The organism is Kutzneria chonburiensis (genome assembly GCF_028622115.1).
GTDB lineage: Bacteria > Actinomycetota > Actinomycetes > Mycobacteriales > Pseudonocardiaceae > Kutzneria > Kutzneria chonburiensis.
In genome coordinates this window covers 1,701,519-1,725,101 of sequence record NZ_CP097263.1, presented here as the reverse complement: position 1 = coordinate 1,725,101, position 23,583 = coordinate 1,701,519, and the positions used below count along the sequence as shown (strand labels likewise).

Sequence of the window (23,583 nt, the reverse complement as noted above, 5' to 3'; positions counted from 1 at the left end):
GTGACGATGAACAGCCCGACCAATGGGCGGTCGATCGTGCTGTGCAAGTGGCAGCCGCAGTTGGCGAAGGACCTGATCGACCGCGTCCGCGTGCACGTCGTGCTGGACGACTTCGACGTGGCGCACGCCGGTATCGACCAGGAGGTCCTGTCCAGGGCGGCGTCGGTGCACGTCGTGAGCAGCTTCAACGCCCTCGAAGAGCTGGGCACGGCCGCGGTGGCCATCCGGTTGCAGGACCAGGGTGTGGACAAGGTGGTGAGCTTCACCGAGTTCTCCCAGCTGGGCGCGGGTTATCTCAGTGAGGTGCTCGGACTCGGCGTCTGCGTTCCCGGCTCGGTGGCCGGGCGGGACAAGCGGTGGATGAAGCACCTGCTGGCTGTCAAGGGGCTGGCCGTGCCGCCGTTCCACTCGTTGCCGGATCGGTCCGACGAGGCTGCGGTGGCCGCGCTGGCCGACCAGATCGACTATCCCGTGGTGGTGAAGCCGGCTGCCGGTTTCGGCACCATGAGCACGTACCTGGCGCGCGGTGCCGCGGAGTTCACGGCGATCTGCGAGTCGTTCGCGTACGAGCCGCAGCTGGCCTCAAGGCAACTCACCGTCGAGACCTACATCGACGGCGAGGAGCTGCATGTGGACAGCTACTGGGGCGCGGATGGGCCGCACTTCCTGTTCGTGTCGCGGTACTTCGCGCCGCGACTGACAGTCCAATACGGACAGCTCAACACCGACGGCAGCGAGCTGCTGTGTCGAGAGGACCACCCGGAGCTGTACGCGGAACTGGAGGCGCTCACCAAGCAGGTCATGGACGGTCTCGACCTGACCGAGACCATGATCCACCTCGAGGTGTTCCGCCAGCCGGACGGCCGGCTCGTCTTCTCCGAGATCGCCAGCCGCGTCGGCGGCGGCTGGGTGAGCGGTCTGATCAGCCATGCGATGGGCCGTCCGATCTGGTCGGCCATGGCCGACATCGCGATCGACGGTCGGACCGAACCGCCCCGCCCGGACGCGCCGTACCTGGGCGTGCTGCACCTGCGGCCGGACGGCCCGGGCCGGATCGTCGAGGTTCCCACCGTCGCGGAGATCGAGGCGACGCCCGGGGTGATCCAGGCTCAGGTCTGGCGCGGTGAGGGCGATGTGCTGCAGATGCGGCATCCCTCGGAGTGGGTCGCGTTCGCCTTCGTCGGCGCCGACACCGCCGACGAGCTGCACCAGCTGTTCAAGACGATTCCCCAAGCGCTGCCGGTGCGCACCGTGCCGGTCGAGCACGACGACATCAGTCCGAGCGGATGAGTATCCCTCACAACGGGACCGCGCTGCTGCTGTCCGCCAAGCTGGCGGGCGGGGTGCGGGTCCTGGCTTCCGCGATGCGGCGACGCGGGTGGCGGGTCGTGCTGTTGTCGGAGGTGGCCGACGATCCCAACGCCGAGGCTTGTGACGATCACGTGATGGTCGACTGGGACGGCGGTGACGAGGCCGTCGCGGATGCGCTTGACCACGCCGGCATCCGTGCCGACGCGGTGGTCAACATGGTCGAGTCGCTCGTGGTCCGCAGAGCTTCGCTGATAGCCCAACTCGGCCTCGCCGACCCCACCGCCGGCGTGGCCGCGTTGACCGACAAGGCCGAGGTACGCCGAGCCGCGGATGCGGCCGGTGTGTTCCCGATCCGGTGGACGGCGGGCACTGTCAGGGAGATTGCCGCCAATCCCCCTACGGAGTACCCGGTCGTGGTCAAACCGGCCGTGGTCAGCGGCGCCTCGCGAGACGTGCACCTGGCGTCCTCGATGGTGGAGCTGGCCAGCGTGGCCACCGGCCTGGGCCAACGCGGCGAAGAACCGTTCATCCTCGAGGAATTCCTGGACGGCGAGGAGTTCTCGGTCGACGGCTACGTCGTCGACGGCCGGTTCCACCCTGCCTTCGTGGCCGACAAGCCCGACCACGACTCGGTCCGGTTGCACGACCGTGGCTTGCGGGTGTCTCCGCCGGTCCGCGTGCCAGCGGACGCCGTGAACCGGTTCGTGCACGGGCTTCAGGCGCTGGTGGACCAGCTCGGTCTGGACCGGACCTGGCTGCACGCGGAAGGCCGGGTCGGACCGGACGGGCGCATCGGGCTGATCGAGGTCAATCCCCGGCCGGGCGGCGGCCTGTACCCGGCGGCAATCCGGCACCGGTCCGGAGTGGATCCGATCGAGGTCTCGCTGGACCTCGCCCTGGGGAATCGACTCCCGCCGTCGGCGGCCGGGCACGACGACCTGTTGGCGATCGTGCCGGTGGAAGCCGGATCGGTCGGTGTCGTACGGTGCCGTACGACCGCCGATGAGCTGCGGGCGATCGACGGTGTCATGGACGCTTACGTGATCGATGGCTACCAGGTGTCGTCCGTGGACAAAGAGAACTTCTTCGCCGCGGTGATGGTGACCGGGCGCGACGAGCAGGAGCTGCGTCAGCGGGCCGCGAATGCCTTGGCCGCCCTCGACTTCACCGTCACGGGCGCTGACGGTTGACCATCGCGTCAGCAACTGGGACGCCCGCGTGCTTGGCCAGGTAGCGCTCGGCCGCCTTGGCTGCCGGCCACATGGCCAAGGCGGCTACCACGACGATGCCACCGATGGCCAGCCAGCCGGCGGTGTGCCAATTGACGGCCAGGAACGTGTAGACAGCCGGGGCCCACACGGTGCCCACCGTCGTGCCGACCCTGGCGACGCCCTGATACTCGCCGCGGCGGGCCGGGTCGGACAGTTCGGATGTGAGACCCCAGTCCGCCGCGGCGCCGAACAGTTCGGCGGCGGTGAGCGCAACATGTCCCAACCAGATCAGCCCGGCCGTGATCCAGCCGATCGTGGTGCCGGTCAGCATCACCACGAGGCAGGATGCCACCAGAAAGATGGCGCTGCGCAAGGCCGCGCGCAACGCACCGGCGACAGTGTTCGCCCCGCGCGAAGCGGCCACCTGCAACAGCACGACCAACACGGTGTTGGTGCCGAACAGCCAGGCCAGCAGCCAGTGCGGGGCGTCGGTGTCCCGCACGAGCCACAGCGGGATGACCACGCTCAACAAGACCTGGTTGGTGCTCAGGACCCCGCTCAATACGCTGACCGCGAGGAATCCTCGGTTACGCAACGCGCCAAGGGTCCTCAGCACCGGTCCGTCGAGCCGGGGCGCCACGGCGCCGGACGCGACGACCGGCAGTCGGGTGATCAGAACCGCGTTCACCAACAGAACCACAGCGGTGCCGAGCGGGATTGCCCGGACGATGGCCTCGCTGCCGCTGGCCAGCGCCAGTCCGCTCAGCAACGCGCCGACGGCGCAGCCGAGGTTGAGGGCACCTCGCATATAGGCCAGGGACTTGACCCGTTCACCGTTCGGGAAGGCGTTGAGGGTGTACGCCCCGCGAGCCGCGATACCGGCCGTGTCAGCGAGTTCGACCATCAGGATGACCAGCACGTAGCCCCAGAAGCCATGGACGCACGGGTACACCAGGTACAGCGCTCCCTGCACCGCTGCCGCGATCGCCCACATCTTCTTCGGCCCCACATGGTCGACCGCCCGGCCCAGCGGCACCGCCGCGAGAAACACCACCGCGCCGGCGATCGTCAGGCCAAGGCCGACCTCGGCCGGCGACAGGCCGACGATCTGCGTGAAGAAGACCGCGCTGCCGGAAAGGAAGGTGCCGTGCCCGAGGGCGAACAGCGCGGCCTGCAAGGCCAGTCGCCTTGTCAGCGGCGCGGGAGGGCGTAACCAGCCGAACATAGCGGAAGTTCCAGACTCTCGGTGCTCGCATGAGCGGGCCAACGTGACCGACCGGGTCACCCAACGACACCACCATAGACCGTACGTGCGACGGCAGACCAGTGCGCGCTTGTCCGACTTTGCTTACGTGCGAGCGCATTCCGCCGCCTCGGACCACAACTGTCCATATCAGACACTCGGCGCACAGACTGTCGGCGCGCAACGGTGGCCAGATCGGTTGGAAACAGGTCAGAACATGCAACAAACGAACGCCACCGCTTCCCTCCTGCCGTTCGCCGCATGTTCGGGATGGTTCGGTGAGCTAGGTTCACATCGAGCAGAGGTCATGAACCTGACATCACCCGCCGAGACGCCCGACGAGGGCATGGCGATCAGGATTCCGGGCAAGCCGAGCACACCGACCGGCGCCCACCACCCCGATCTACCGTGGAGGTCCCTGTGACTGCTGTCGCCAAATCCGTACCCCTACGGCGTGCCGCCGACGCCGGCCAGCGCTACTTGGCGATCCTCGATCAGCCGCTGTACTCCTGCCTGGTCGAACTGCAAGACCTGGTCAACTACGAGACGGCGCAGTTCTGGCGGCGACGCCGGGTTCGCGCGCTGCACCTGCCGGTGACCACCAGCTCGGTCTCCTCACCGATGGGCCTTGGCAGCGACTCCCTTCCGGTCATGATCGACATGTTCGGCATACCGACCTACCTCGCGGATTCCATGCAGTTCATGCTGGAGTACGGCTGCCGCCTGGCCGAGGACGGCTGTTACTACCTGATGCCCAGTTTCCGGGGCGAGCAGGCCGACGGAACCCATCTGAGCCAGTTCTTCCACAGCGAGGCCGAGATCCCTGGTGATCTCGACACCGTCATCGCCGTGGCCGACGACTACATCCGCCACCTCGCGCGGGCCGTGCTGGAGCAGCTGTCCCCCAAGGTCGGCCCGTTGGCCGGCGGCATCGCGCACATCGAGAGCTTCCTGGACTCCACCACCACCAGGATGACGTTCGACGACGCCGTGCACGCCCTGGACGGGGATTCGACGTGCTTCCAGACTCACGACGGGTGGCGCACGATCACGCGCGCCGGTGAGCAGAAGTTGATTCAGCAGTACGGGCCCGGCGTCTGGCTGGACCACTACGACCAGCTCTCCGTGCCCTTCTACCAAGCCGTCGACGCCTCCGGGGAGAAGGCGCTCAACGCGGACCTCCTCCTTGGTCCAGGTGAGGTGATCGGCTGCGGCGAACGGCACACGCTGGCCGAAGACGTGCGGGCCGCGCTACGGGGTCACGGCGTGCCGGAATGCGATTACCAGTGGTATGTCGACATGAAGGAGCACCGCCCGCTGCACACGAGCGGCTTCGGCATGGGCGTCGAGCGTTTCCTGATGTGGGTGCTGCGCCACCCGGACATCCGCGATCTGCAACTGGTCGAGCGCTACAACGGCGAGATCTCGATTCCCTGATCCCAGCAGGAGTCAGCGCACGGCGATGACGCCAGGTCGCCGGGACTTCGGCTCGCGCACGACGGAGGTAGCCCGATGCTCTATGCCACCGCCCCGACCAAGGCCGTGATGTCGGCACTGGACAACCTGGGGTTCGAGGAACTGCTTGCGCTGCCCGCCATCCCGGCCAACAACCCGAGGCGGATGCGATACCCGGTCACCGTGCGGACCAGCGTCGACGGAGCTCGGTGGTGCCTTCGCTCGTTCGGCACCGGCTTCGACCTGGTCGACCCGATCCGGAGCGCCGCCGTGGGCCGCTGGTACTCGGTCGGCTGGGGCCTGCATGACGGTCGCGAAGTCGCCGAACTGCTGCTGCTACAGGCAGTACTGCCACACAGCGAGATGGAAGGCGTGCTGGACAGGGTGAACGCGGCGCTGTCGAGCGTGCGGGCCTGTAGCTCGGTCGGGCTCGGCCGTCACGGCCGCGAGCTGCGGGTGTGTGCGACGCTGGACCGAATGCCCGAGGGGCGGTGCTGACGTGGCCGCTCCCCTACGCCCAGGCCTTGCACGCGGCCGAATTCATCACCGGCCCGCCCATGATCAAAGGCATCCCGTTGTGGCGGGCCGCCGGCATCCAGGCCGTGCGCCTGCTCACCGACCTCTTTCTGGATCTCGTCGCGCGCCACGGCGAGCCAACCGTCCTGCAACACGGGTTCCTCGCGGATGCCGCGGCCGGCCGGCAGGTGTTCGGCGCCTACGACAACGTCTACGACGTGCGGGACCTACCGGGGCACCGGGGCGTGCAGTTCCGTTCGGACAACATCGTCACGGTCGTCACCGGCTGGTCTCGGGCGGCCCAGCGCGGTCCGGTGGTGTCGATCGGCGAGGTGATCAGGGACGCGCCGGGCAAGACCCCGCCGCTGTTCCGGGACCGCAGCATCTGGCCGGTGGTCGAGCTCAATCACATCGTGGCGGCGGCCGACGCCGAGTCATTGCTGACCGCGTACGCGACCATCGTCGAAGACCTGCTGGCCGCCATCGGAATCCCGACGGTGACCGTGAGAACTCCGGCGTTGGCCGGTTACGGCAAGCTGTCCTACCTCACGGTCGCCGTGCTCCCGAACAAACGGCCTACCGTGCTCGCCACCCTGTACGTGCTCACCGACGAACTGCGGTCTGCGCTCGGCGTCGAGCAGGACGTGATCGATGTCGGCTTCACCGGAAAAATTCTGGCAACGACAGCGATGCTGCACGCGGACGCTCGAGGTCTCGTTCTGCCCAGCGCGATCGCCCCGACACAGGTAGGTGTCACGCTGCCCCCGGAGCACGGTGCCGACGACTGGTTGTCCCGACTGCGGGCCGGTGGATTGCGGTGCGATGTCGTGGTCGCCGGGCAGGCGGCCGGACGGGATCGGGCGGAGCGGGCCTGGCACCGCCGCGGAGTGCCGCTCGTCATCGGTCTGGGCCGAGCACGTGAGGCGGTCGCGGTGTGCACCCGACTGCCGATGGCCCGCGTGGAGCTACCGGAACTTCCCGAGCCGCAACAGGTTCGCGACCTCTTGGCGGCCGCCGACGCCAGGTTGGCCACCAGGGCGACGGCGGTGTTCGAGTCCGGCATGGCCGAAGGCGGTCATCTGCGCTCGGTGTGCGGAAGCTGCTCCCGTGATCTCGCGGTCTTCGGCGCGGTGGTGCCCGGCGTCGCCGGGCATTGCGACACCTGCGGCGGGCCCGCCGGCGAGCAGCTGTTCGTCAGCGACGAAGGACGGTTCTACTGATGGCCACCTTCCTCTCCACGACGATCCCGTACGTCAACGCACGCCCGCACCTTGGTCACGCGCTCGAGTTCGTGCAGGCCGACGCACTCGCCAGGCACCTGTCCCGGGCCGATGACGTCTTCTTCTCCAGCGGCACCGACGAGAACAGTCTGAAGAACGTTCAGTCCGCACAACGCCTCGGCGAGCCGACGGCAGTTGTCGTCGCGCGGCACGCGGCCACTTTCGCCGTCCTGACCGAGCAGCTGGACGTGACGGTGGACCGGTTCGTGCGGACCAGTGTGGATCAGGACCATATGACCGGCGCCGCGGCGCTCTGGCGGCGAATGGCCGAGCGGGGCGACATCTACTCCCGCTACTACGAGGGCGTGTACTGCGTCGGGTGTGAGGAGTTTCGCGTGCCCGCCGATCTGGTCAACGGCAAATGCCCGGCACACCAGCGGGAACCTGTCGTCGTCAAGGAGCGGAACTACTTCTTCCGGCTGTCCCGCTACCAGGAGACCCTGGCCACCGCCCTGGCCAGCGGTCAGATCAGGGTCAGGCCGGAATCGAGGCGCAACGAAATGCTCGGCCTGGTCCGCGGCGGCCTGACCGACATCAGCATCTCGCGGTCGACATCGAGGGCGCACGGCTGGGGTATTCCGGTCCCCGGCGACGACAGTCAGATCATGTACGTGTGGTTCGACGCGCTGACGAACTACGTCAACGCGCTGGGCTGGGTGCGCGATGACGCCGACTACGGGCGGTTCTGGCGGGATGCCGCGCGTCGGATCCACGTGCTGGGCAAGGATGTCGCACGGTTCCATGCCGTGTACTGGCCGGCGATGCTGATGTCGGCCGGCCTTCCACTGCCGACGGACCTCGTGGTGCACGGGCACATCACCCTGTCCGGACAGAAGCTCAGCAAGTCGCTCGGCATCGTCGTCGATCCACTCGAGCTCGTACACCGGTACGGCACTGAGGCCGTCCGATACCTGATGCTCGCGGAGTTCTCGCCATGGGCCGACGCGGAGTTCACCGACCAGCGGCTGGTCACCCGGTACAACACCGATCTGTGCAACGGTCTTGGCAACCTGGTCGATCGGGTCACCGCGATGGTCGGGTGTTACCGAGGCGGTATCGTGCCCACGGCGGGCGCACGAGGGCCGTTGGAAATCTCCTTGCTGGCCACGGCGAAGTCGCAAGCGGCAAGCTACGACGAGGCGTTCGACAGGTTCGATCACCAGGAAGCCGTGCGGCAACTGACGCAGCTCGTCCACGCCGCCAACGCCTACGTCAACGAGCGCGCGCCGTGGGCTGTCACGGACCACGACGTGCTCGACACGGCGCTGCACACGCTCGTCGAGGTACTACGCATGGCGGCCAGGTTGTTGGGTCCGATCCTGCCCGGCGCCTCGAGCCGGATGGCGGCCGCGCTCGGCACCGGCGACAACGCGAAGATCGTGGTCAAGCCGCACCTCTTCCCGAGGCTGGAGCTGACATGGTGACTCGGCTTCCCCATCAACCCGCGCCGAACGCCGCGATCGCTGTCTGGACGCCGTCGTCACCCGCGCCCGCCCTGTTCCCGCGCCGCTACCGCCGCGCGCTCGCGGCACTCGGGCGCGAAGTCGTGGTGACACCGTCATCCGCGACGAACAACGGCATTTCTGCCGCCGATCCCCGGCAGTTGGCCGACGAGCTGCACAAGCTGCTGCTCGACGACCGAGTGGGGGCCGTGCTGTGCACCACTGGCGGCTACACCTGTTCCGCGGTGCTTCGGCACATCGACTGGGAACTGGTCAGAGAGGCGGCACTGCCGATCATCGGATACAGCGACGTCACGTCCATGCTGTGGGCCACCCTGGCCTGCGCCGGGCTGGTCACCTTCCACGGGCCGATGCTGATGTCGGAATGGGGCGAATGGGGCGGCCCGTGGGCGTACACAATGGACGCCCTGCGCCGCGCGCTCGATCCGGCGATGAGGCCAGAGCCGTTGCGGGCACCGGCATCCTGGACCGACGAGACGCTGTGGTGGGATCGTGAGGACACCCGCCGCCGCGTCGAGCGGACCGGACCGTGGCGGTGCCTCGTCCCTGGGACCGCCGAGGGCTGGCTGCTACCGGGTTGCGCGCAGACGGCCGCCTATCTGTTCGGCACGTCCTACCTGCCGGATGTGGACGGCGCGCTCCTGTGCCTGGAATTCACCGGCATGGGGCCGGACCAGGTGTGGGCGCACCTGATTCAGTGGGCCGACAGCGGCCTGCTCGACCGCGTCGCCGGACTGGTGATCGGCAGACACAGCGGCGCACGCGCCGCGGCCGGGGGATCCACCGACTTTGACGCCGTTGTTCGCGCCGTGGTGGGCGACCGCGATCTCCCGGTGCTCGTCGACGTGGACTTCGGCCACACCGAGCCGATGGTCACGCTGCCGGTCGGCAGCCGCGCCGTGTTGGACGCCACCGCGTGCCAGCTCACTCTGCTGGCGCCTGCCACCACCCCCACCCCGAGGAGGACGCCGTGACCGGCAGCTACTTCACCGACGACAACGGTGCTGTCGTCGTGCATGCCAACCATCCGATCTGCACCCGATGCGTGCTGCCGGAGCATTTCCCCGGCGCCGATTTCGACTCCGACGGCGTGTGCGAGTACTGCCGCTCCGAGGCCGAACGAGTTGATCATTCTCGCGACGAGGTCGGCGCCGTGCTCGCGGAGAGCCGCCGCCGCGCCGGCGATGGCGACCACGACGTCGTTCTGCTCTACAGCGGCGGCAAGGACAGCTCGCTGTCGTTGATCCAGCTCGTCACCGAGCACGGGCTGCGGGTGCTGGCGCTGACGCTCGACAACGGTTTCCTGTCCCAGGTGACCGCGGCGAACATGAGCGCGGTGCTGGACAGTGTCGGCGCCGACCACATCATCGTCCGGCCGAGGCGGCACGTCATGCACGGCGTCTACCGCAGCGCGCTGACCGGCACCTTCGGCCCGGAGACCGTCAAGTATTCGACGGCGGCGTGCGGGTCGTGCATCGGCATGGTTTTCGCCGCGGGCATGCGCACTGCCGCGTCGTACGGGGTGCCGCTGCTGGCCGGCGGCTGGACTCCGGGTCAGCTCACGAACTCCGCGTTCGTGCCGACGACCTTCCTGCGAGAGGTGATCGACCGCAACATCGACCCGGTCCGGGCCACCGCGCCCGAGCTGTCGACGGACCTGGACGCGTGGACCCGGGACTCCGGCGAGTTGCCGGTCGGCCTGCTGAACCCGTTGTACGCCACCGGGTACACCGAGGCGGGTGCGCTGAAGGTGCTGGCCGACCATGGCTGGTCCGCGCCGGAGGACACCGACTCCTGCTCCACCAACTGCCGGCTCAACGGGTTGCTGATCATCGACCACATCCGCAGATTCGGGTACCACCCCTACGTCTACGAGATGGCGCACCACGTTCGTATCGGCGCCATGACCCGCGAGGAGGCGCTGCACAAGCTCAGCAACGTCAACCTGCGCACATCGGCGGTCGGCGCGGTCGCTGTCGAACTGGGCATCCCCTCGCCGCTGAACGTGGACTGAGCCAACTACCAACCTGAGGAGTTCCCATGGATGCCACCACGATCGCCACCGGCGCGGCGGCCGTCGAACAACTGTCCGTCGCCGAGATCAGGGCGCTGGACTTCTCCAGCGTCGTCGGCCTGATCAACGAGCCGAACATGCCGTCCGGAGGCGGCGACACCGTGCGGCGCGTGCTGCAGTTGGCCCGTCCGCGCCCCGGCCGGCCGGTGCTGGAGGTCGGCAGCAACACGGGCTACACCACGATCGAGCTGGCGAGCTGGTTGGACGCACCCGTGACCGGCTTGGACGTCAACCCGGTGTCGAACGCCTTCGCCGACGCCAAGGCGCGGGCCGCCGGCATCGACAACGTGACCTTCGTGCTCGGCGACGGCCAGGGAATGCCGTTCCGGGACAACACCTTTGAGCTGGTCTTCGCCAGCAACGTCACGTCCTTCATGTCCGACCACGGCAAGGCGGGTGACGAGTACTATCGGGTCCTGGCGCCGCGCGGTGTGTTGGCCGCGGTGCCGATCTACTACCGTTCCGCGCCGCCGGAGTCGCTGCGCGGCGCAGTCGAGCAGGCCATCGGCGTACCGCTGCCGGTGACGAGCAAGGACTACTGGGTCGACGTGTTTTCGCGTCCCGGCGTGAGCCTGATCGCCGACGAGCCGTACGAGTACGTGCGGCAGTCCGGCGACCGGATCGCCGAGTACGTGGAAACCGTGATGGGCCAGGCGCATCTGGACGCCCAGCCGACCGACAAGGTGGACGCGCTCCGGGAACGGTTGACCTACTTCTACGAACTCTTCGATGAGAACCTGTCGTACTGCGGCTATTCGATCCTGCTGTTCCGGGCGGGCCACCCGAACCCGGAGCCGGTGCTGCACGCCACGCGGCCGGCGCGATGACCAGCGTCGAGCAGTCCCCGCTGCGCTCCTTGCTGGCTGACGACGTGCGGCCCAACCGGCTGCGGGAGGTGGCGTGGCTGAACGAGTACCTGCGGTCGGGTGCGCCCGCCGGCGAGCCGATCCTGCTCAGCCTCGGCGAGACCTGGAGCCAGACACCGCCGCAGTTGCTGTCGGCACTGCGGAACGCACCGCAGGATTCGCACGGGTACCAGCTCTCCATGTACGGACTGCCGCTACTGCGACGACTGGTCAAGGAGTACGTCGCCGACACCCAGCGCCTTCCCGGGAACAGCTCCTGGGAGGTGGCCGTCAGCTGGACCGGAACCCGCAGCGCGATGCGGGATTTCGCGAGCGATCTGCCTCGGGGCACCGTGCTTGCCGTCGCCCCGGCGTGGGACTACGCGGGCGTGTTCGAGCCGCTGGGGTTCACCTCCGGCTACGTCCCGTTCGATCCGGCCGAGCACGGCGGACCGACCTCGGACGAGGTGTTGGCGGCCGCCGACGCGATTGACGACCTCGCCATGGTCGTGATCAACGCACAGCACAACCCGACCGGGGCGAACTGGGCACCGAGCCTGGTCACGGCGCTGGTCGACCTGGCGTTGCGGCGTGGTTGCGCGATCCTCATCGACGACGCCTACTTCGGCATGTGCCCTGGCCCGGCGACCTCGGCGGTCGAGATCCTGCTCGACCGGTTGGGCGGTCGGCCGTCGCCGGTGCCATGGCTGGGCGTTCGTTCCCTCGGCAAGCAGTTCCGGTGCAACGGCTGGGCGTTGGGCGCGGTGATCGCCGAGCCTGGCCCACTGGACGACCTCGTCAACGAGGTTCGGCCGCAGCACACCTTCAACTACGCCATCCATCTGCAGTGGGCAATGGCACAGTGGCTGGCCGATCGCGTGGAGGTGGCCGCGTATCTGGAGGCACAGCGGACCGAGACCGCACTGAAACGGGCAGCTCTGCTGAGTTGGCTTCCCCCGTCCACACTGGACCGGACGATTGCCGGGCCGGCGGCGCCGTACGTGCTCTATCCGGTGCCTTCTGGTCTGACGACCGAGGAGTATCAGCGGCGGGCAGTGCTCGAGTGCGGTGTCGTGCTCTCCGATGCGTGGCCGCTTGCCCGGGCCAGCGGCGGCGACGCCACCGGCTACGTGCGGCTCTACCTCGGGCCGACCCTCGCCACGTTGGTGAATGCGCGGGACCGGTTGTCAGACAACGGTTTGTGGCCGACATGAGCGCCGGGTCCCGGCACGTGGAGGTACGGGGAGTCTCATGGCCAACACCGCAATCCTTGGAACTACTGGTCGGCCCCTGGTGGCACTGGCCGTCGGCTTCTCCGTCTCCACCTACGGCACGTACCTGAACCTGGTCGCGCTCAGCCTGTTCACCTACCGGATCACCGGCAACGCGGTGGGCACCGGCGAGGTGATGGCGCTGCGGCTCGCCGCCGGGTTCGCGGCGGGCACGGTCGCGGGTCGGCTCGCGGCCCGGACGGACCGCCGCCGACTGATGATCGGCACGGACCTCGCGCAGGCGCTGGCGATGGTCGCGCTGGTGCTGTGGGCGAACCCGGTGACGCTTGTCGCGGCCACGGTGGTGCTCGGGGCCGGCGCCAGCCTGTTCACGGTGGCATTGCGGACAAGTGTCGTCGGCATCGTCGGCGAGGCGAACGCTCTGCGCGCCAATGGCTATCTCGTCACCGCCAAGTCGTTGGCCACCGTGCTCGGGCTGGCCTCCGCGGCGCCGCTGGTTTCCATCGGCGGCTACGAAGCGGCGTTCCTGATCAACGCGGGGTCGTTCCTCTTCTCCACCGCAACGCTGCTGCGGTTGCCTGCCGACCGCGGTTGGCGGTCCTCGGCCGAACCGGGTTCGGGACCTGGCCGCCTGCGCATGCTGTCCGCGCCGCTGCTTGCGATGATTCTGTTGCGTGGCGCGGACACCTTCGGCTCCGGCTCGCACAACGTCGCGCTGCCGGTATTCGCGACCCTCGTGGACCCGGCGGATCCGGCCGGCTACATGAGCCGGTTCATGGCCTCATGGGCGGTCGGCAGCCTGGTGACCTACCGCGTGGTGTCCCGCGTGATCAAGCGTCGGCCGGGCGCGCTCGGCGGTCGGGCGTTCGCGGTCGGCACCTGCGCGATGTCGGCGGCGTTCGTGCTGTCGTTCACCGGACCTCCGCCGGTGCTGCTCACGGTTGTCGGGCTGGTGGCGGGCTTCGCTGACGGATTCACGGAAATCGCCTACACCACCCGGCTCCAGGCTGCACCGGAGGCGGCGAGGGCATACCTGTTCGGCCTGTCCAGCTCGGTGGAGACCGCCGGCCTCGGCGGCGGCCTGCTGGCCAGCTCCGCTCTGTTGCAGAGGCTTCCGGCGCTGGAGGTCGTCGCGATCTTTCACGCCGTGCCCGTAGCGGGTGCGGGTGCGTTCCTCCTGGCCGGGCTGGTCAGGTCCCGATCAGGGAGGTAGTTGTGATGCCACTCGCACTCAGCCGTGGGCCGCGGCTGGTCCTCGCCGCCGACGAGCCTCGCGACGCGGTGGCCGCGCTGCTGCGGGCCGCCCAGGAGTTTCCGGAGAACGGCGTCGTGACGGTGAACGCCGACGGCAGCTCGACTCGGTTGCCTTATCGGGACCTCCTGTCCCGGTCCCGACGACTGCTCGGTGGCTTGCGAGCGGCCGGGGTGCTCCGTGGTGATCACGTCCTGCTGCAAGGCCTTCCGCTGGCGGACTTCTTCCCGGCGTTCTGGGCATGCGTGCTCGGCGGGGCCAAGCCGGTTGCGATCGCGGATCCAGTGCCGTCGTCGCGGACGGGTCCGGTCGTCAGCCGCGTGGTGGACACATGGGAGTTGCTGCGGCGGCCGATTGTCGTGACCGACGCCCACGGAGTGGACGCCCTGCCGGAGACCGTGGGTGATCGGGCACAGGACATCGCCTGCCTTGACGGCGACCCGGACGAGCCGCTGCACCGACCGTCCGAAGACGACACCGCTGTGCTGATGCTGTCCTCGGGCAGCACAGGAGCGGCCAAGGCCGTGCAGCTGACACACCGGGCGCTCGCGGAATTCGCCGCCGGGACCAGGCGTGAGCTCGGCATCACGCCGTCGGACACCAGCCTGAACTGGCTGCCCGTGGACAACAGCGGCTCATTCCTGCTGTACCACGTGCTGGAGGTGTTCGTCGGCTGTGACAACGTGCAGACGCCGACCGACCTGGTGCTCGGCGAGCCGCTGCGCTGGCTCGACCTCGTGGCCGAACACCGCGCGAACCACACCTGGGCTCCGATGTTCGGCTACCAACTGGTGTCCGACGCCCTGGCGGCCGAACCGGGACGCAGCTGGGACCTGACCTGTCTGCGTACGCTGGTGTCCGGCGGCGAGCAGATCACGCGGCCGGCGGTGGCCCGATTCCTGGCCGCGACCACACAATTCGGCGTGCCGTCGGACGCGTTCCGGCCGGCCTGGGGCATGGCGGAGACGACAACCGGCATCACCTGGGGCCGGCTCACCGCCGACCGGGGCTGGCACACCGTGCTGAAGTCCAGCCTGGCCGGTCGGCTCCGACAGGCCGATCCGGGCGTCGCGGAGCAGGACGCCCTGACCTTCGTCAGCGTCGGCCGCCCGGCGCCCGGGGCCGAGGTCCGCGTGACCGACCAGGCCGGTGCGGTACGGCCGGAATGGCACATCGGCCGGCTTCAGGTGCGCGGCAATCGGATCACACCCGGTTATGCCGAGGACCCGGCGGCGACCGGTTCGTCCTTTGTAGACGGCTGGCTGGACACCGGCGACCTGGCCTACATCGCCGATGGTGAGGTGGTGATCACCGGACGGGCCAAGGACATCGTCATCCTCAACGGCCACAACCACTACTGCCACGAGATCGAGGCCGTCGCGGGCACAGTGCCCGGTGTGACGGCCGCCGCCGCGGTCGGGGTGCCCGACGACCAGCACGGCACCGAGCGGCTCGTGGTGTTCGTGGTGGCGGGCCGCGCCATCGCGGCCGAGGTGAAGGCGGCCGTGTTCGACCGGTTGCGGCTGACGGCATCTCGGGTCATCGTGCTGCCGGACACGGAGTTTCCACGTACCAGCAGTGGAAAGGTGAGACGGGTCGAACTGCGGGAGCGATTGCTCGCCGGCGAATACGATCTGCCGGCCAACCCCCTCGACACGGTGCGGGCCGTGGTGCGTGACCTGGTCGGCGCCGACGTCGACGACCACACACCGTTCTACGAGCTTGGGCTCACGTCCGTGACCTTGAGCCAGGCCCGGGTCAGGCTGGCCAAGGAGCTGGGGATGCCGGTCGGTCCCACGGTGTTGTTCGAGCATCCAACCGTTGCTGCTCTCGCCGCCCATCTGGTCGGCGACCGCCCCGTGGAAGACCGGTCGGATACCGACACCGCGGCAGACGACCGAATCGCGATCATCGGTATGGCCGCCCGCTTCCCCGGGGCCGACAACATCGACGAGTTCTGGGCGAACCTGCGCCACGGCGTCGACAGCGTGCGGGTGTTCACCGCAGGGGAACTCGCCGACGCGGGCGTGCCGGTCGCGGTCACCGAGGCGGCCGGCTTCCGGCCGGTCGCCGGCGTGCTCGACGACGTGACGGGATTTGACGCTGAGTTCTTCGGCGTCAGTCCACGCGAGGCCGAGCTGACCGCCCCGGCTCATCGGCTGTTTCTTCAGTGCTGCCACCACGCCCTCGAGCACGGCGGCTACCCGGCCGGCTTCGACGGCCGGATCGGGGTCTTCGCCGGTTCCGGCATGCAACTCTACGGACATCAGGACGGCGTCGGTCCCGCCTTCGACGCGGAGCACGCGATGCAAGCGGCGATCGGCGGCGAGCCGGACTTCCTGGCCTCGCGTGTGGCGTACCGACTCGGCCTGACCGGGCCGGCCATCGGCGTGCAGACAGCGTGTTCGACCTCGCTCGTCGCCGTGCACCTCGCCGTTCAGGCGCTGCTGACCGGCGACGCCGACCTGGCGCTGGCCGGCGCCGCGGCCGTGCGGGTGCCACAGGAGCGCGGCTATCGGCACGAGCCCGGCTCCATCCTGTCAGAGTCGGGCCGCTGCCGGACCTTTGACGCGGACGCCGACGGCACGGTTGGCGGCAACGGGGTCGCCGCGGTGTTGTTGAAGCGGCTGGACCAGGCAATCGCCGACGGCGACACCGTGCACGCCGTGATCCTGGGCAGCGCTGTGAACAACGACGGTGCCAGCAAGGTCGGCTTCACCGCTCCTGGTGTCGCCGGGCAGGCGGCCGTCGTGCGCGCCGCACATCGCCGAGCCGGTGTCGCCGCCGACAGCATCAGCTACGTCGAGGCGCACGGCACCGGCACCAGGCTCGGCGATCCCATCGAGCTCAGCGCCCTGCGCGAGGCCTTCGGCAACGCCCCGGGCACGGGCTTCTGCGCGATCGGCTCCGTGAAGCCCAACATCGGGCACCTCGACACGTGCGCCGGCATGGCCGGCTTGATCAAAACGGTGTTGATGCTTCGGCACGGTGAGATCGTGCCCACGCTCAACTTCCACACCCCGAATCCGGATCTGGGCCTCGAAGGAAGCCCGTTCACACCGGCCGTCGCACGGCAGCCATGGGTGTGTACCGGCCCCCGGCGGGCCGGTGTCAGCGCCTTCGGCGTTGGCGGCACCAATGCCCACGTGGTGCTCGAACAGGCCCCGCCGCAGCGGGATGCCGTCCCGCCGCGAGCCGTCGTGCTGCCGCTGTCAGCCAAGAACCCCGACAGCCTGGCCCGTCTGGTGGTCCGCGTGGCCGATCACCTCGATGCCCACCCCACCCTTGTTCCGGCTGACCTCGTCACCACCCTGGGCCTGGGCCGTGCCCATCACGCCCACCGCGTGGCCGTGGTCGGCGAGTCCGCCCGCGACCTGGCCGCCGCGCTGCGAACGCGCCCCGTCGCCGAGCCATCGCCGGCGACCGCCCTGGTGTTCGCGTTCTCCGGCCAGGGCGGGTCGTACCCCGGTATGGCCGACATGCTCCGGGCCGATTTCCCTGCCGTCCGCGAACTCCTGGACCGTCCCGGCTCCGCCCAGGTCGCGCAGTTCGCACTTCAGGTGGCCCAGGCCCGGGTGTGGCATTCGTTCGGGATCGAACCCACCATGGTCGTGGGCCACAGCATCGGCGAACTGGCCGCACTGTGCGTGGCCGGCGCCTTCTCCTACGAGGACGGCCTGCGCTTCGTGACCAGGCGCTGCGAGCTCATGGCGTCGACCGCCGCCGGCGGCATGATCGCCGTCCTCGCCGACGCAAACACCGCACGCCACATCGCCGACCGCTCTGGCGCCGAGATCGCTGCCGTCAACGGCAACGACCGTCACGTCCTGTGCGGCGCACCGGAAACCATGGACGCTGCCATCACCCTGCTCGACCGCGAGGACATCCGCTGGCGGCGTCTTTCCGTCGACCGCGCGTACCACAGCAGTCTGATGGACCCCGTGCTACCCGATCTCCGCCGCGCCGCCTCGAAACTGTCGCTGTGCCCACTGAAGATCCCTGTGGTCAGCTCACTCGACGGCGCGGTCCTTCCCACGGGTGCCCTGCTCACACCCGACCACCTTGTCCAGCACGCCCGCCGACCCGTCCGCTTCGATCTCGCGCTCGCCACCACGGTCCGCCTGGGTGCTCAGCGTTTCCTCGACCTGGGCCCCGATGGCGGTGTGGCTTCCCTCGGCCGTCAAGCCCTACCCGGCACTGTCTGGCACGCCACCCAACGCCGCTCGGGCTCTCACCAGGTCCTGCCCGCGCTCGCCGACCTGTACGAGGCGGGTTTCCCTGTCACCTGGCATCCACTCGCCACCGGTGGCCGCCGCCTCCCATTGCCCACGTATCCGTTCCACACCAAGCCTTTCCCTCCAGTCAGCGAGGCCACGCCGATGAACGACTTCGCCCTCGCCGAGGTGCAGGCCCTGGTCGGCCACCGCCTCGGCATCCCCGCCACCGAGGTGGCCCCGGACCGGACCTTCCTGGAGCAGGGCGCCGATTCCCTGTCGATGATGGCTCTGGTGCGCGGTGTGGCCGACCGGCACGGCGTCCAGATCCCCGTCCGGGACCTGTTCGCCGAGGTGGACACTCCACGAAAGCTGGCAGCGCTGCTTCCTGCCCCCACCGCCGCGGCTTCGCCCGCTCACCTTGCATCCGTCGTCGTCCCGGCCGCCTCGACCAGTCCGCTCGAGGTCCCGCCGGCGCCACCGGCAGTGGTCACCACCACCTCCCTCCGCGGCGGGGCATCGGATGTCGTCCGGCATCTGGTCGAGCGTCAACTGTCCGTGGCTGAACAGCTCGCCGACCTGATGCGCGGCCAACTCGGTCTGCTCGCCCGGGAAAACGCGGTCCACCTGGTCGAACCACCGGTCCCCGCGCGGCAGGAGGCCGAACCACATCGTCCTCAGGTGACGGTAAAATCCACGCGAGAACCGTTGCCCTGGAATGGATCCGTTCCCCGCAGCGGGGTCGACTTCAGCCTGTACTTCTTCGGCGACTATCCGGACACGGCCGCGACGGACAAGTACCGTCTGATCGACGAAGCCGCGGCCTTCGCCGACCGACACGACTTCCACGCGTTGTGGCTGCCAGAGCGGCACTTCCACTCCTTCGGGGCGCTCTTCCCGAATCCGTCGGTGCTGGCGGCCGCGCTGGCGGCTCGAACGGAGCGGGTGCGTCTACACGCGGGCTCCGTGGTCCTGCCGTTGCACAATCCGTTCCGCGTGGCCGAAGAGTGGGCCGTGGTGGACAACATCTCGCACGGCCGCGCGGGCCTGTGCGTGGCAAGCGGCTGGCACGCCAACGATTTCGCGCTCGCGCCGGAGAACTACGGCCGTCACCGGGAACTCGTGTACAGCCAGCTGGAGACCGTCCGAACCCTCTGGGCCGGCGGCGAGGTCACGACGACCACAGGTGACGGCAAACAGGTGGCGCTGCGCACGCAGCCGCGGCCCATCCAAGATCGGCCACCGCTGTACGTCGCGGTGGTCGGCAATCCTGACAGCTACCGGCAGGCCGCCGAGAACGACCTCGGCGTCGTCACGAACCTCATGGCTCAGACGGTCGAGCAACTCGCCGAGAACATCGCCCTGTACCGGAAAACCCGCGCCGAACACGGCCTCGACCCCGAAGCCGGCCGAGTCGTCGTGCTGCTGCACACGTTCGTCGGTGACGACCTCGACGCCACGAGAGAAACCGCCTTCCGCCCGTTCTGCGACTATCTGCGCTCGTCGATGTCACTGTTCAACCAGGTCACCAACAGCCTCGGCCTCGACATCGACCTTGCCGCGACGGCCGACGGCGACGTGGACTTCATGCTGCGCCGGGCCTACCAGCGCTACTGCGAGTCACGGGCGTTGATCGGCACCCCTGACTCCTGTGCCGAGGTGATCGGCCGGTTGCTTGACGCGGGCACGGACGAATTTGCCTGCTTCGTGGACTTCGGCATCGACACCGAACAGGTGCTGGCCTCGCTGCCGTTGCTGGACGCGATGCGGCAGCGGCACCGCCCGCGGCGGGGCGTCGCGCTGACGCCGGCCCAACGGCGAATCTGGTTCCTCGACCAGCTCTACCCCGGCCAGGCGCTCTACAACGAACCCAAGGCGATCCGGTTCGACGGCCCGCTCGACCTCGAAACCCTGCACGCCGCACTACGTCGCGTGATCGACCGTCATCCTGCCTTGCGGGCAGTGGTCGAGATCGTGGACGGCGAACCCCGCCTCGTCACGCAGCCGAGCGAACTCGACTGCCCGACCATCGATTGCGTCGACGTCGACGAGACCATGGCACTCGCCACCGTGCTGGCCGAAGTCGGGCGTGTGCCGTTCGATCTCGCGAATGGTCCTTTGCTTCGCCTCAGGCTGCTGCGTTTCGGCCCCGAGCGGCACCTGCTCTTCCTGGTCGGGCACCACATCGTCATCGACGCGCTGTCCACGCAGATCCTCGTCACGGACCTGGGTGCGGCCTACAGAGACGCCCCGCTGCCACCGATCTCCGCCGAGCTGACCGCTCCGGTTCCGGTCGACGACGGGCGACGCGCCACGGACTTGTCCTTCTGGCATGGCTATCTCGAGGGCGCACAGGAACTCATCCTCCCGACCGACCGCGCTCGGCCGCCGGTGCGGTCCGGCGTCGGCGCCAGCATCACCCGCGAGTTGGCGCACGGTATCGGCGAACGCCTGCGCGAGTTCGGCGCCCGGCATCGGTCGACGGTGTTCAGCCTCCTGCTCGCCGCGCTCGGCGTCGCCCTCTCCCGATTGAGCGGCCAGCACGACATCGTGTTCGGCACCGGGTACGGCGGTCGCCCGGCCGGTGCGGAGGGGGTGGTCGGCATGTTCGTCGACACGGTGCCCCTTCGTGTGGACCTCACCGACGATCCCGCCTTCGGTGACCTTGCCGCGCGCGTCACGCGGTCCAGCCTGGCGGCGTACGAGCATCGGCAGGTTTCGTTCGACGAGCTCGTGCGTGAGCTCAACCCGGTCCGCGATCCCGGGCGCAATCCGCTGTTCCAGATCGCCGTCGAGTTCGAGACCGAACCCGGCATCGAGTTCGCGCCCGAGGTCACGGCGGAGTTGATCGACGTGGCCAGCGACCGGGCCACCATGGACGTGATGATCTACCTGACGCAGCACGCGGACGGCGTTCGCTGCCTCGTGGAGTACGACACGGCCCTGTTCGACGGCTCGACCGTCCAGCGCCTGATGGACTACGTGGAACACGCGCTGCGCCACGGGATCGCCCGGCCCGCCGAATCGGTGTCAGCGCTGCCACTGACCGCGGCCGACCGCGCGCTGCTGGCGCAATGGCAGGGTGAGCCGGCCGGCGCGCCCACGCAGTGCCTGCACGACCTGGTCGCCGACCAGGCCCGGCGGACGCCCGACGCCGTCGCCATCGTCGACGACCACCGGCAACTGACGTACCGGCAGCTCGACGAACGGTCGGACCGGATTGCCGGTGTGCTCGCCGCCCGAGGCATCGGCAGCGGCGCGCTGGTCGGCGTGTGCCTGCCCCGCGGCCCGGAGCTGATCGCCGCCCTCGTCGGTGTACTCAAATCGGGCGCGGGCTACCTGCCGCTGGACGCGGCCGTGCCACCGGCCCGCATCGAATTCATGCTTGGCGACAGCGGGGCTGTCGCCGTGGTCACGACCGAACGCCTGCTCACCGACCTGCCCGCGCTCGCAACCGTGTCACCGGTGCTGGTCGACGAGTTGGACGACGTGCCGACCGCACCTGTGTCAGCACCCTCCACTCCGGACAGTCTTGCGTACTGCATCTACACGTCGGGCTCCACCGGTCAGCCGAAGGGCGTGCTCGTGCCACACCGCGGGCCGGTCAACCTGGTGCGTTGGCACCTGGCCGAATTCGAGCCCGAGGACACACTCCAGTGGGCATCGCCCTCGTTCGACGGCAGCGTGGTCGAGATCTTCGTAACACTGGCGTCCGGAGCCCGGCTCGTGCTGATGGACGACGAGACGCGGTACGACCCGGCGGCCGTCGCCGATACCGTCCGGCGGCACGGCGTGCAACGTCTGTCCATGCCGTTCACCCCGCTGAAGTACCTGATGGCCACCCGGCCGTCGCTGCCCTCGCTGCGTACGCTCATCTCCGCCGGCGAGGCGACCGGATCCACGCCCGCGCTGCGCGCATTCCTCGACAGCCACCCCGACTGCGTACTGCACAACATGTATGGCCCCACCGAAGGGTCGGTCTGCGCCACCGCACAGGTGGTCGTGCCGGGGGATCCCGCACCGCCCATCGGCCGCCCGGTCGCCGGGGTGCACGTGCGCCTGCTCGACGACTGCGGCCGGCCCGTGCCGGTCGGCTCCGTCGGCGAGATCCATCTCGGCGGCGCTTGTGTCAGCGACGGCTACGTCAATCGGCCCGCGGAGACGGCGGCGGCATTCGTGTCCGATCCGCAACGCCCTGGCGAGAGGCTGTATCGCACGGGGGATCTGGCTCGGTGGCGTGACGGCGTTCTGGAGTATCTTGGCCGCACTGATGACCAAGTGAAGGTCCGGGGCTTCCGGATCGAGCTTGGCGAGGTGACCCGCGCGCTGACCGGCATCGAAGGTGTCCGGGACGCTGCCGTGGTGGCGACAAAGGACGACAACGGCGAGGCCCAACTCGTCGGCTACGTTGTCGGTGACCGGGAAGTCGCCGACCTCGCCGCCGCGCTGTCCGACGTGCTGCCTGGCTACAGCGTGCCGCGCCGCTGGGTCTGGCTAGATGAACTTCCGGTCAGTGCCAATGGCAAGCTCGATCGCGACCGCCTGCCCGAGCCGGCCACTCGCAAGGCGGAGTGCTCCGCCTCTGTCGGCGGCCTGGAGGCCCAGTTGCACGTCCTTTGGTGCGAGGAGTTGGACTGCGGCCCGGTGGACGTCACGAGCTCGTTCTTTGACCTCGGCGGCCATTCACTTTCGGCCGTACGACTGCGCGACCGCGTGCGGGATCGCCTCGGCCTGGACTTCCCGCTGATGGAGTTCTTCCGAAAGCCGACCATTTCCGGCCTCGCTGCTTTGCTCAGAGGGGCCGGTACTACTGTCTGACGCCAATCGACACCGTCCATCCAAGGGAACCGCCGTCCTTCCCGTGCCGCGCAGTCGACCTCCTTCGCTGTCCAGGAAGTTCGTGCTGTGATGCAGCGTGGCAAGCCCCGTGAGGAACCGTAGCCGTGTCGACTTGACCAGGTTCGGCGCATACCGCGGTCGCCTCGGTGAGGCCCCGCTACCAGCGCGGAATCGCCCGGCCGGACGAGCTGTTGATGATGTTCGGTCCGTGACAGACGACCCTGGACTGGTCGGCCAATGCGTTCAGTCCGGGACGCATAGAGCAGTCTCTGGCTGCACTGGAAGCGGCTCAGCCCGATATCGAGTCGGGACTCGATGAGGTCCGCCGCGCACTTGCCGTCTGCGACCGGAAGCTGGCTCGCCATCACGCCGCATTGGAAGCGGGTGCCGATCCGGCATTGGGTCGCTACGTGGAGTCGCGAGGTGCAGCGTGAGCAGGAGGCATTGACGGCGAAACTGCCGACAAGCGGGCATGATGCGGTTCGCAATCGCCGGATGACCAGCCAAGAGATCAAGGAACTCGTCGACACACTTGGAGGTCTGCTGAACGTCCTCCAAACCGCCGATCCAGCAGACAAGCTAGAGGTCTATCGGCAGCTGGGCGTGAAGTTGACCTACAACCACGAAAGACGGGTGGTCACGGCCGAA

The 23,583-nt window shown here is 68.8% G+C and carries 13 protein-coding genes; 12 read left to right on the top strand and 1 reads right to left on the bottom strand.

Annotation, left to right across the window (positions count from 1 at the left end):
* Positions 1-6 precede the first annotated feature (6 nt).
* Complete coding sequence (locus M3Q35_RS07965; protein ID WP_273941007.1) at positions 7-1,290, top strand: ATP-grasp domain-containing protein; 1,284 nt, start codon at positions 7-9, stop codon at positions 1,288-1,290.
* Positions 1,287-2,501 (top strand): ATP-grasp domain-containing protein, encoded by a 1,215-nt coding sequence (locus M3Q35_RS07960; RefSeq protein ID WP_273941006.1) that lies wholly within the window; start codon positions 1,287-1,289, stop codon positions 2,499-2,501. Before M3Q35_RS07965 ends, M3Q35_RS07960 begins: the two co-directional genes overlap by 4 nt.
* Here M3Q35_RS07960 and M3Q35_RS07955 read toward each other — a convergent pair.
* Positions 2,482-3,747, bottom strand: coding sequence for an MFS transporter (locus M3Q35_RS07955; protein ID WP_273941005.1), 1,266 nt, complete (start codon positions 3,745-3,747; stop codon positions 2,482-2,484). The genes M3Q35_RS07960 and M3Q35_RS07955 overlap by 20 nt on opposite strands.
* Before the next feature lie 438 nt (positions 3,748-4,185).
* On the opposite strand from M3Q35_RS07955, the gene M3Q35_RS07950 reads away from it, so the two are divergent.
* The 10 genes from M3Q35_RS07950 to M3Q35_RS07905 all read left to right on the top strand — a co-directional run bounded on the left by M3Q35_RS07950 (position 4,186) and on the right by M3Q35_RS07905 (position 22,914).
* Positions 4,186-5,202, top strand: a complete 1,017-nt coding sequence (locus tag M3Q35_RS07950) for an amino acid--tRNA ligase-related protein (protein WP_273941004.1) — start codon at positions 4,186-4,188, stop codon at positions 5,200-5,202.
* 75 nt (positions 5,203-5,277) lie between these two features.
* The gene (locus M3Q35_RS07945) at positions 5,278-5,718 is read left to right on the top strand and encodes a hypothetical protein (RefSeq protein ID WP_273941003.1); all 441 of its coding nucleotides are present in this window, start codon (positions 5,278-5,280) and stop codon (positions 5,716-5,718) included.
* The gene (locus M3Q35_RS07940; protein WP_273941002.1) at positions 5,712-6,956 is read left to right on the top strand and encodes a hypothetical protein; all 1,245 of its coding nucleotides are present in this window, start codon (positions 5,712-5,714) and stop codon (positions 6,954-6,956) included. Before M3Q35_RS07945 ends, M3Q35_RS07940 begins: the two co-directional genes overlap by 7 nt.
* On the top strand, positions 6,956-8,440 hold the full coding sequence (locus M3Q35_RS07935; protein ID WP_273941001.1) for a methionine--tRNA ligase: 1,485 nt from the start codon (positions 6,956-6,958) through the stop codon (positions 8,438-8,440). The genes M3Q35_RS07940 and M3Q35_RS07935 overlap by 1 nt, the downstream gene beginning before the upstream one ends.
* Entirely contained in the window at positions 8,434-9,453 is a 1,020-nt protein-coding gene (locus tag M3Q35_RS07930; RefSeq protein ID WP_273941000.1) for a S66 peptidase family protein, read from the top strand. Before M3Q35_RS07935 ends, M3Q35_RS07930 begins: the two co-directional genes overlap by 7 nt.
* On the top strand, positions 9,450-10,493 hold the full coding sequence (locus M3Q35_RS07925) for an adenine nucleotide alpha hydrolase family protein (protein WP_273940999.1): 1,044 nt from the start codon (positions 9,450-9,452) through the stop codon (positions 10,491-10,493). Before M3Q35_RS07930 ends, M3Q35_RS07925 begins: the two co-directional genes overlap by 4 nt.
* 26 nt (positions 10,494-10,519) lie before the next feature.
* Positions 10,520-11,380 (top strand): class I SAM-dependent methyltransferase, encoded by an 861-nt coding sequence (locus M3Q35_RS07920; protein WP_273940998.1) that lies wholly within the window; start codon positions 10,520-10,522, stop codon positions 11,378-11,380.
* Positions 11,377-12,612: a pyridoxal phosphate-dependent aminotransferase gene (locus M3Q35_RS07915; protein WP_273940997.1), complete on the top strand. Its 1,236-nt coding sequence runs from the start codon at positions 11,377-11,379 to the stop codon at positions 12,610-12,612. The genes M3Q35_RS07920 and M3Q35_RS07915 overlap by 4 nt, the downstream gene beginning before the upstream one ends.
* Before the next feature lie 37 nt (positions 12,613-12,649).
* A complete protein-coding gene (locus M3Q35_RS07910; protein WP_273940996.1) occupies positions 12,650-13,843 on the top strand; it encodes an MFS transporter in 1,194 nt (397 codons plus the stop codon).
* A gap of 5 nt (positions 13,844-13,848) precedes the next feature.
* Positions 13,849-22,914, top strand: a complete 9,066-nt coding sequence (locus M3Q35_RS07905) for a non-ribosomal peptide synthetase/type I polyketide synthase (RefSeq protein ID WP_273940995.1) — start codon at positions 13,849-13,851, stop codon at positions 22,912-22,914.
* The last annotated feature ends 669 nt before the right edge of the window (positions 22,915-23,583 follow it).

Bases quoted from the DNA above. Each gene is read 5' to 3' on its own strand.
- M3Q35_RS07965 (WP_273941007.1), top strand. From the start codon at position 7: ATGAACAGCCCGACCAATGGGCGGTCGATCGTGCTGTGCAAGTGGCAG.
- M3Q35_RS07960 (WP_273941006.1), top strand. From the start codon at position 1,287: ATGAGTATCCCTCACAACGGGACCGCGCTGCTGCTGTCCGCCAAGCTG.
- M3Q35_RS07955 (WP_273941005.1), bottom strand. From the start codon at position 3,747: ATGTTCGGCTGGTTACGCCCTCCCGCGCCGCTGACAAGGCGACTGGCC.
- M3Q35_RS07945 (WP_273941003.1), top strand. From the start codon at position 5,278: ATGCTCTATGCCACCGCCCCGACCAAGGCCGTGATGTCGGCACTGGAC.
- M3Q35_RS07935 (WP_273941001.1), top strand. From the start codon at position 6,956: ATGGCCACCTTCCTCTCCACGACGATCCCGTACGTCAACGCACGCCCG.
- M3Q35_RS07930 (WP_273941000.1), top strand. From the start codon at position 8,434: ATGGTGACTCGGCTTCCCCATCAACCCGCGCCGAACGCCGCGATCGCT.
- M3Q35_RS07920 (WP_273940998.1), top strand. From the start codon at position 10,520: ATGGATGCCACCACGATCGCCACCGGCGCGGCGGCCGTCGAACAACTG.
- M3Q35_RS07915 (WP_273940997.1), top strand. From the start codon at position 11,377: ATGACCAGCGTCGAGCAGTCCCCGCTGCGCTCCTTGCTGGCTGACGAC.
- M3Q35_RS07910 (WP_273940996.1), top strand. From the start codon at position 12,650: ATGGCCAACACCGCAATCCTTGGAACTACTGGTCGGCCCCTGGTGGCA.
- M3Q35_RS07905 (WP_273940995.1), top strand. From the start codon at position 13,849: ATGCCACTCGCACTCAGCCGTGGGCCGCGGCTGGTCCTCGCCGCCGAC.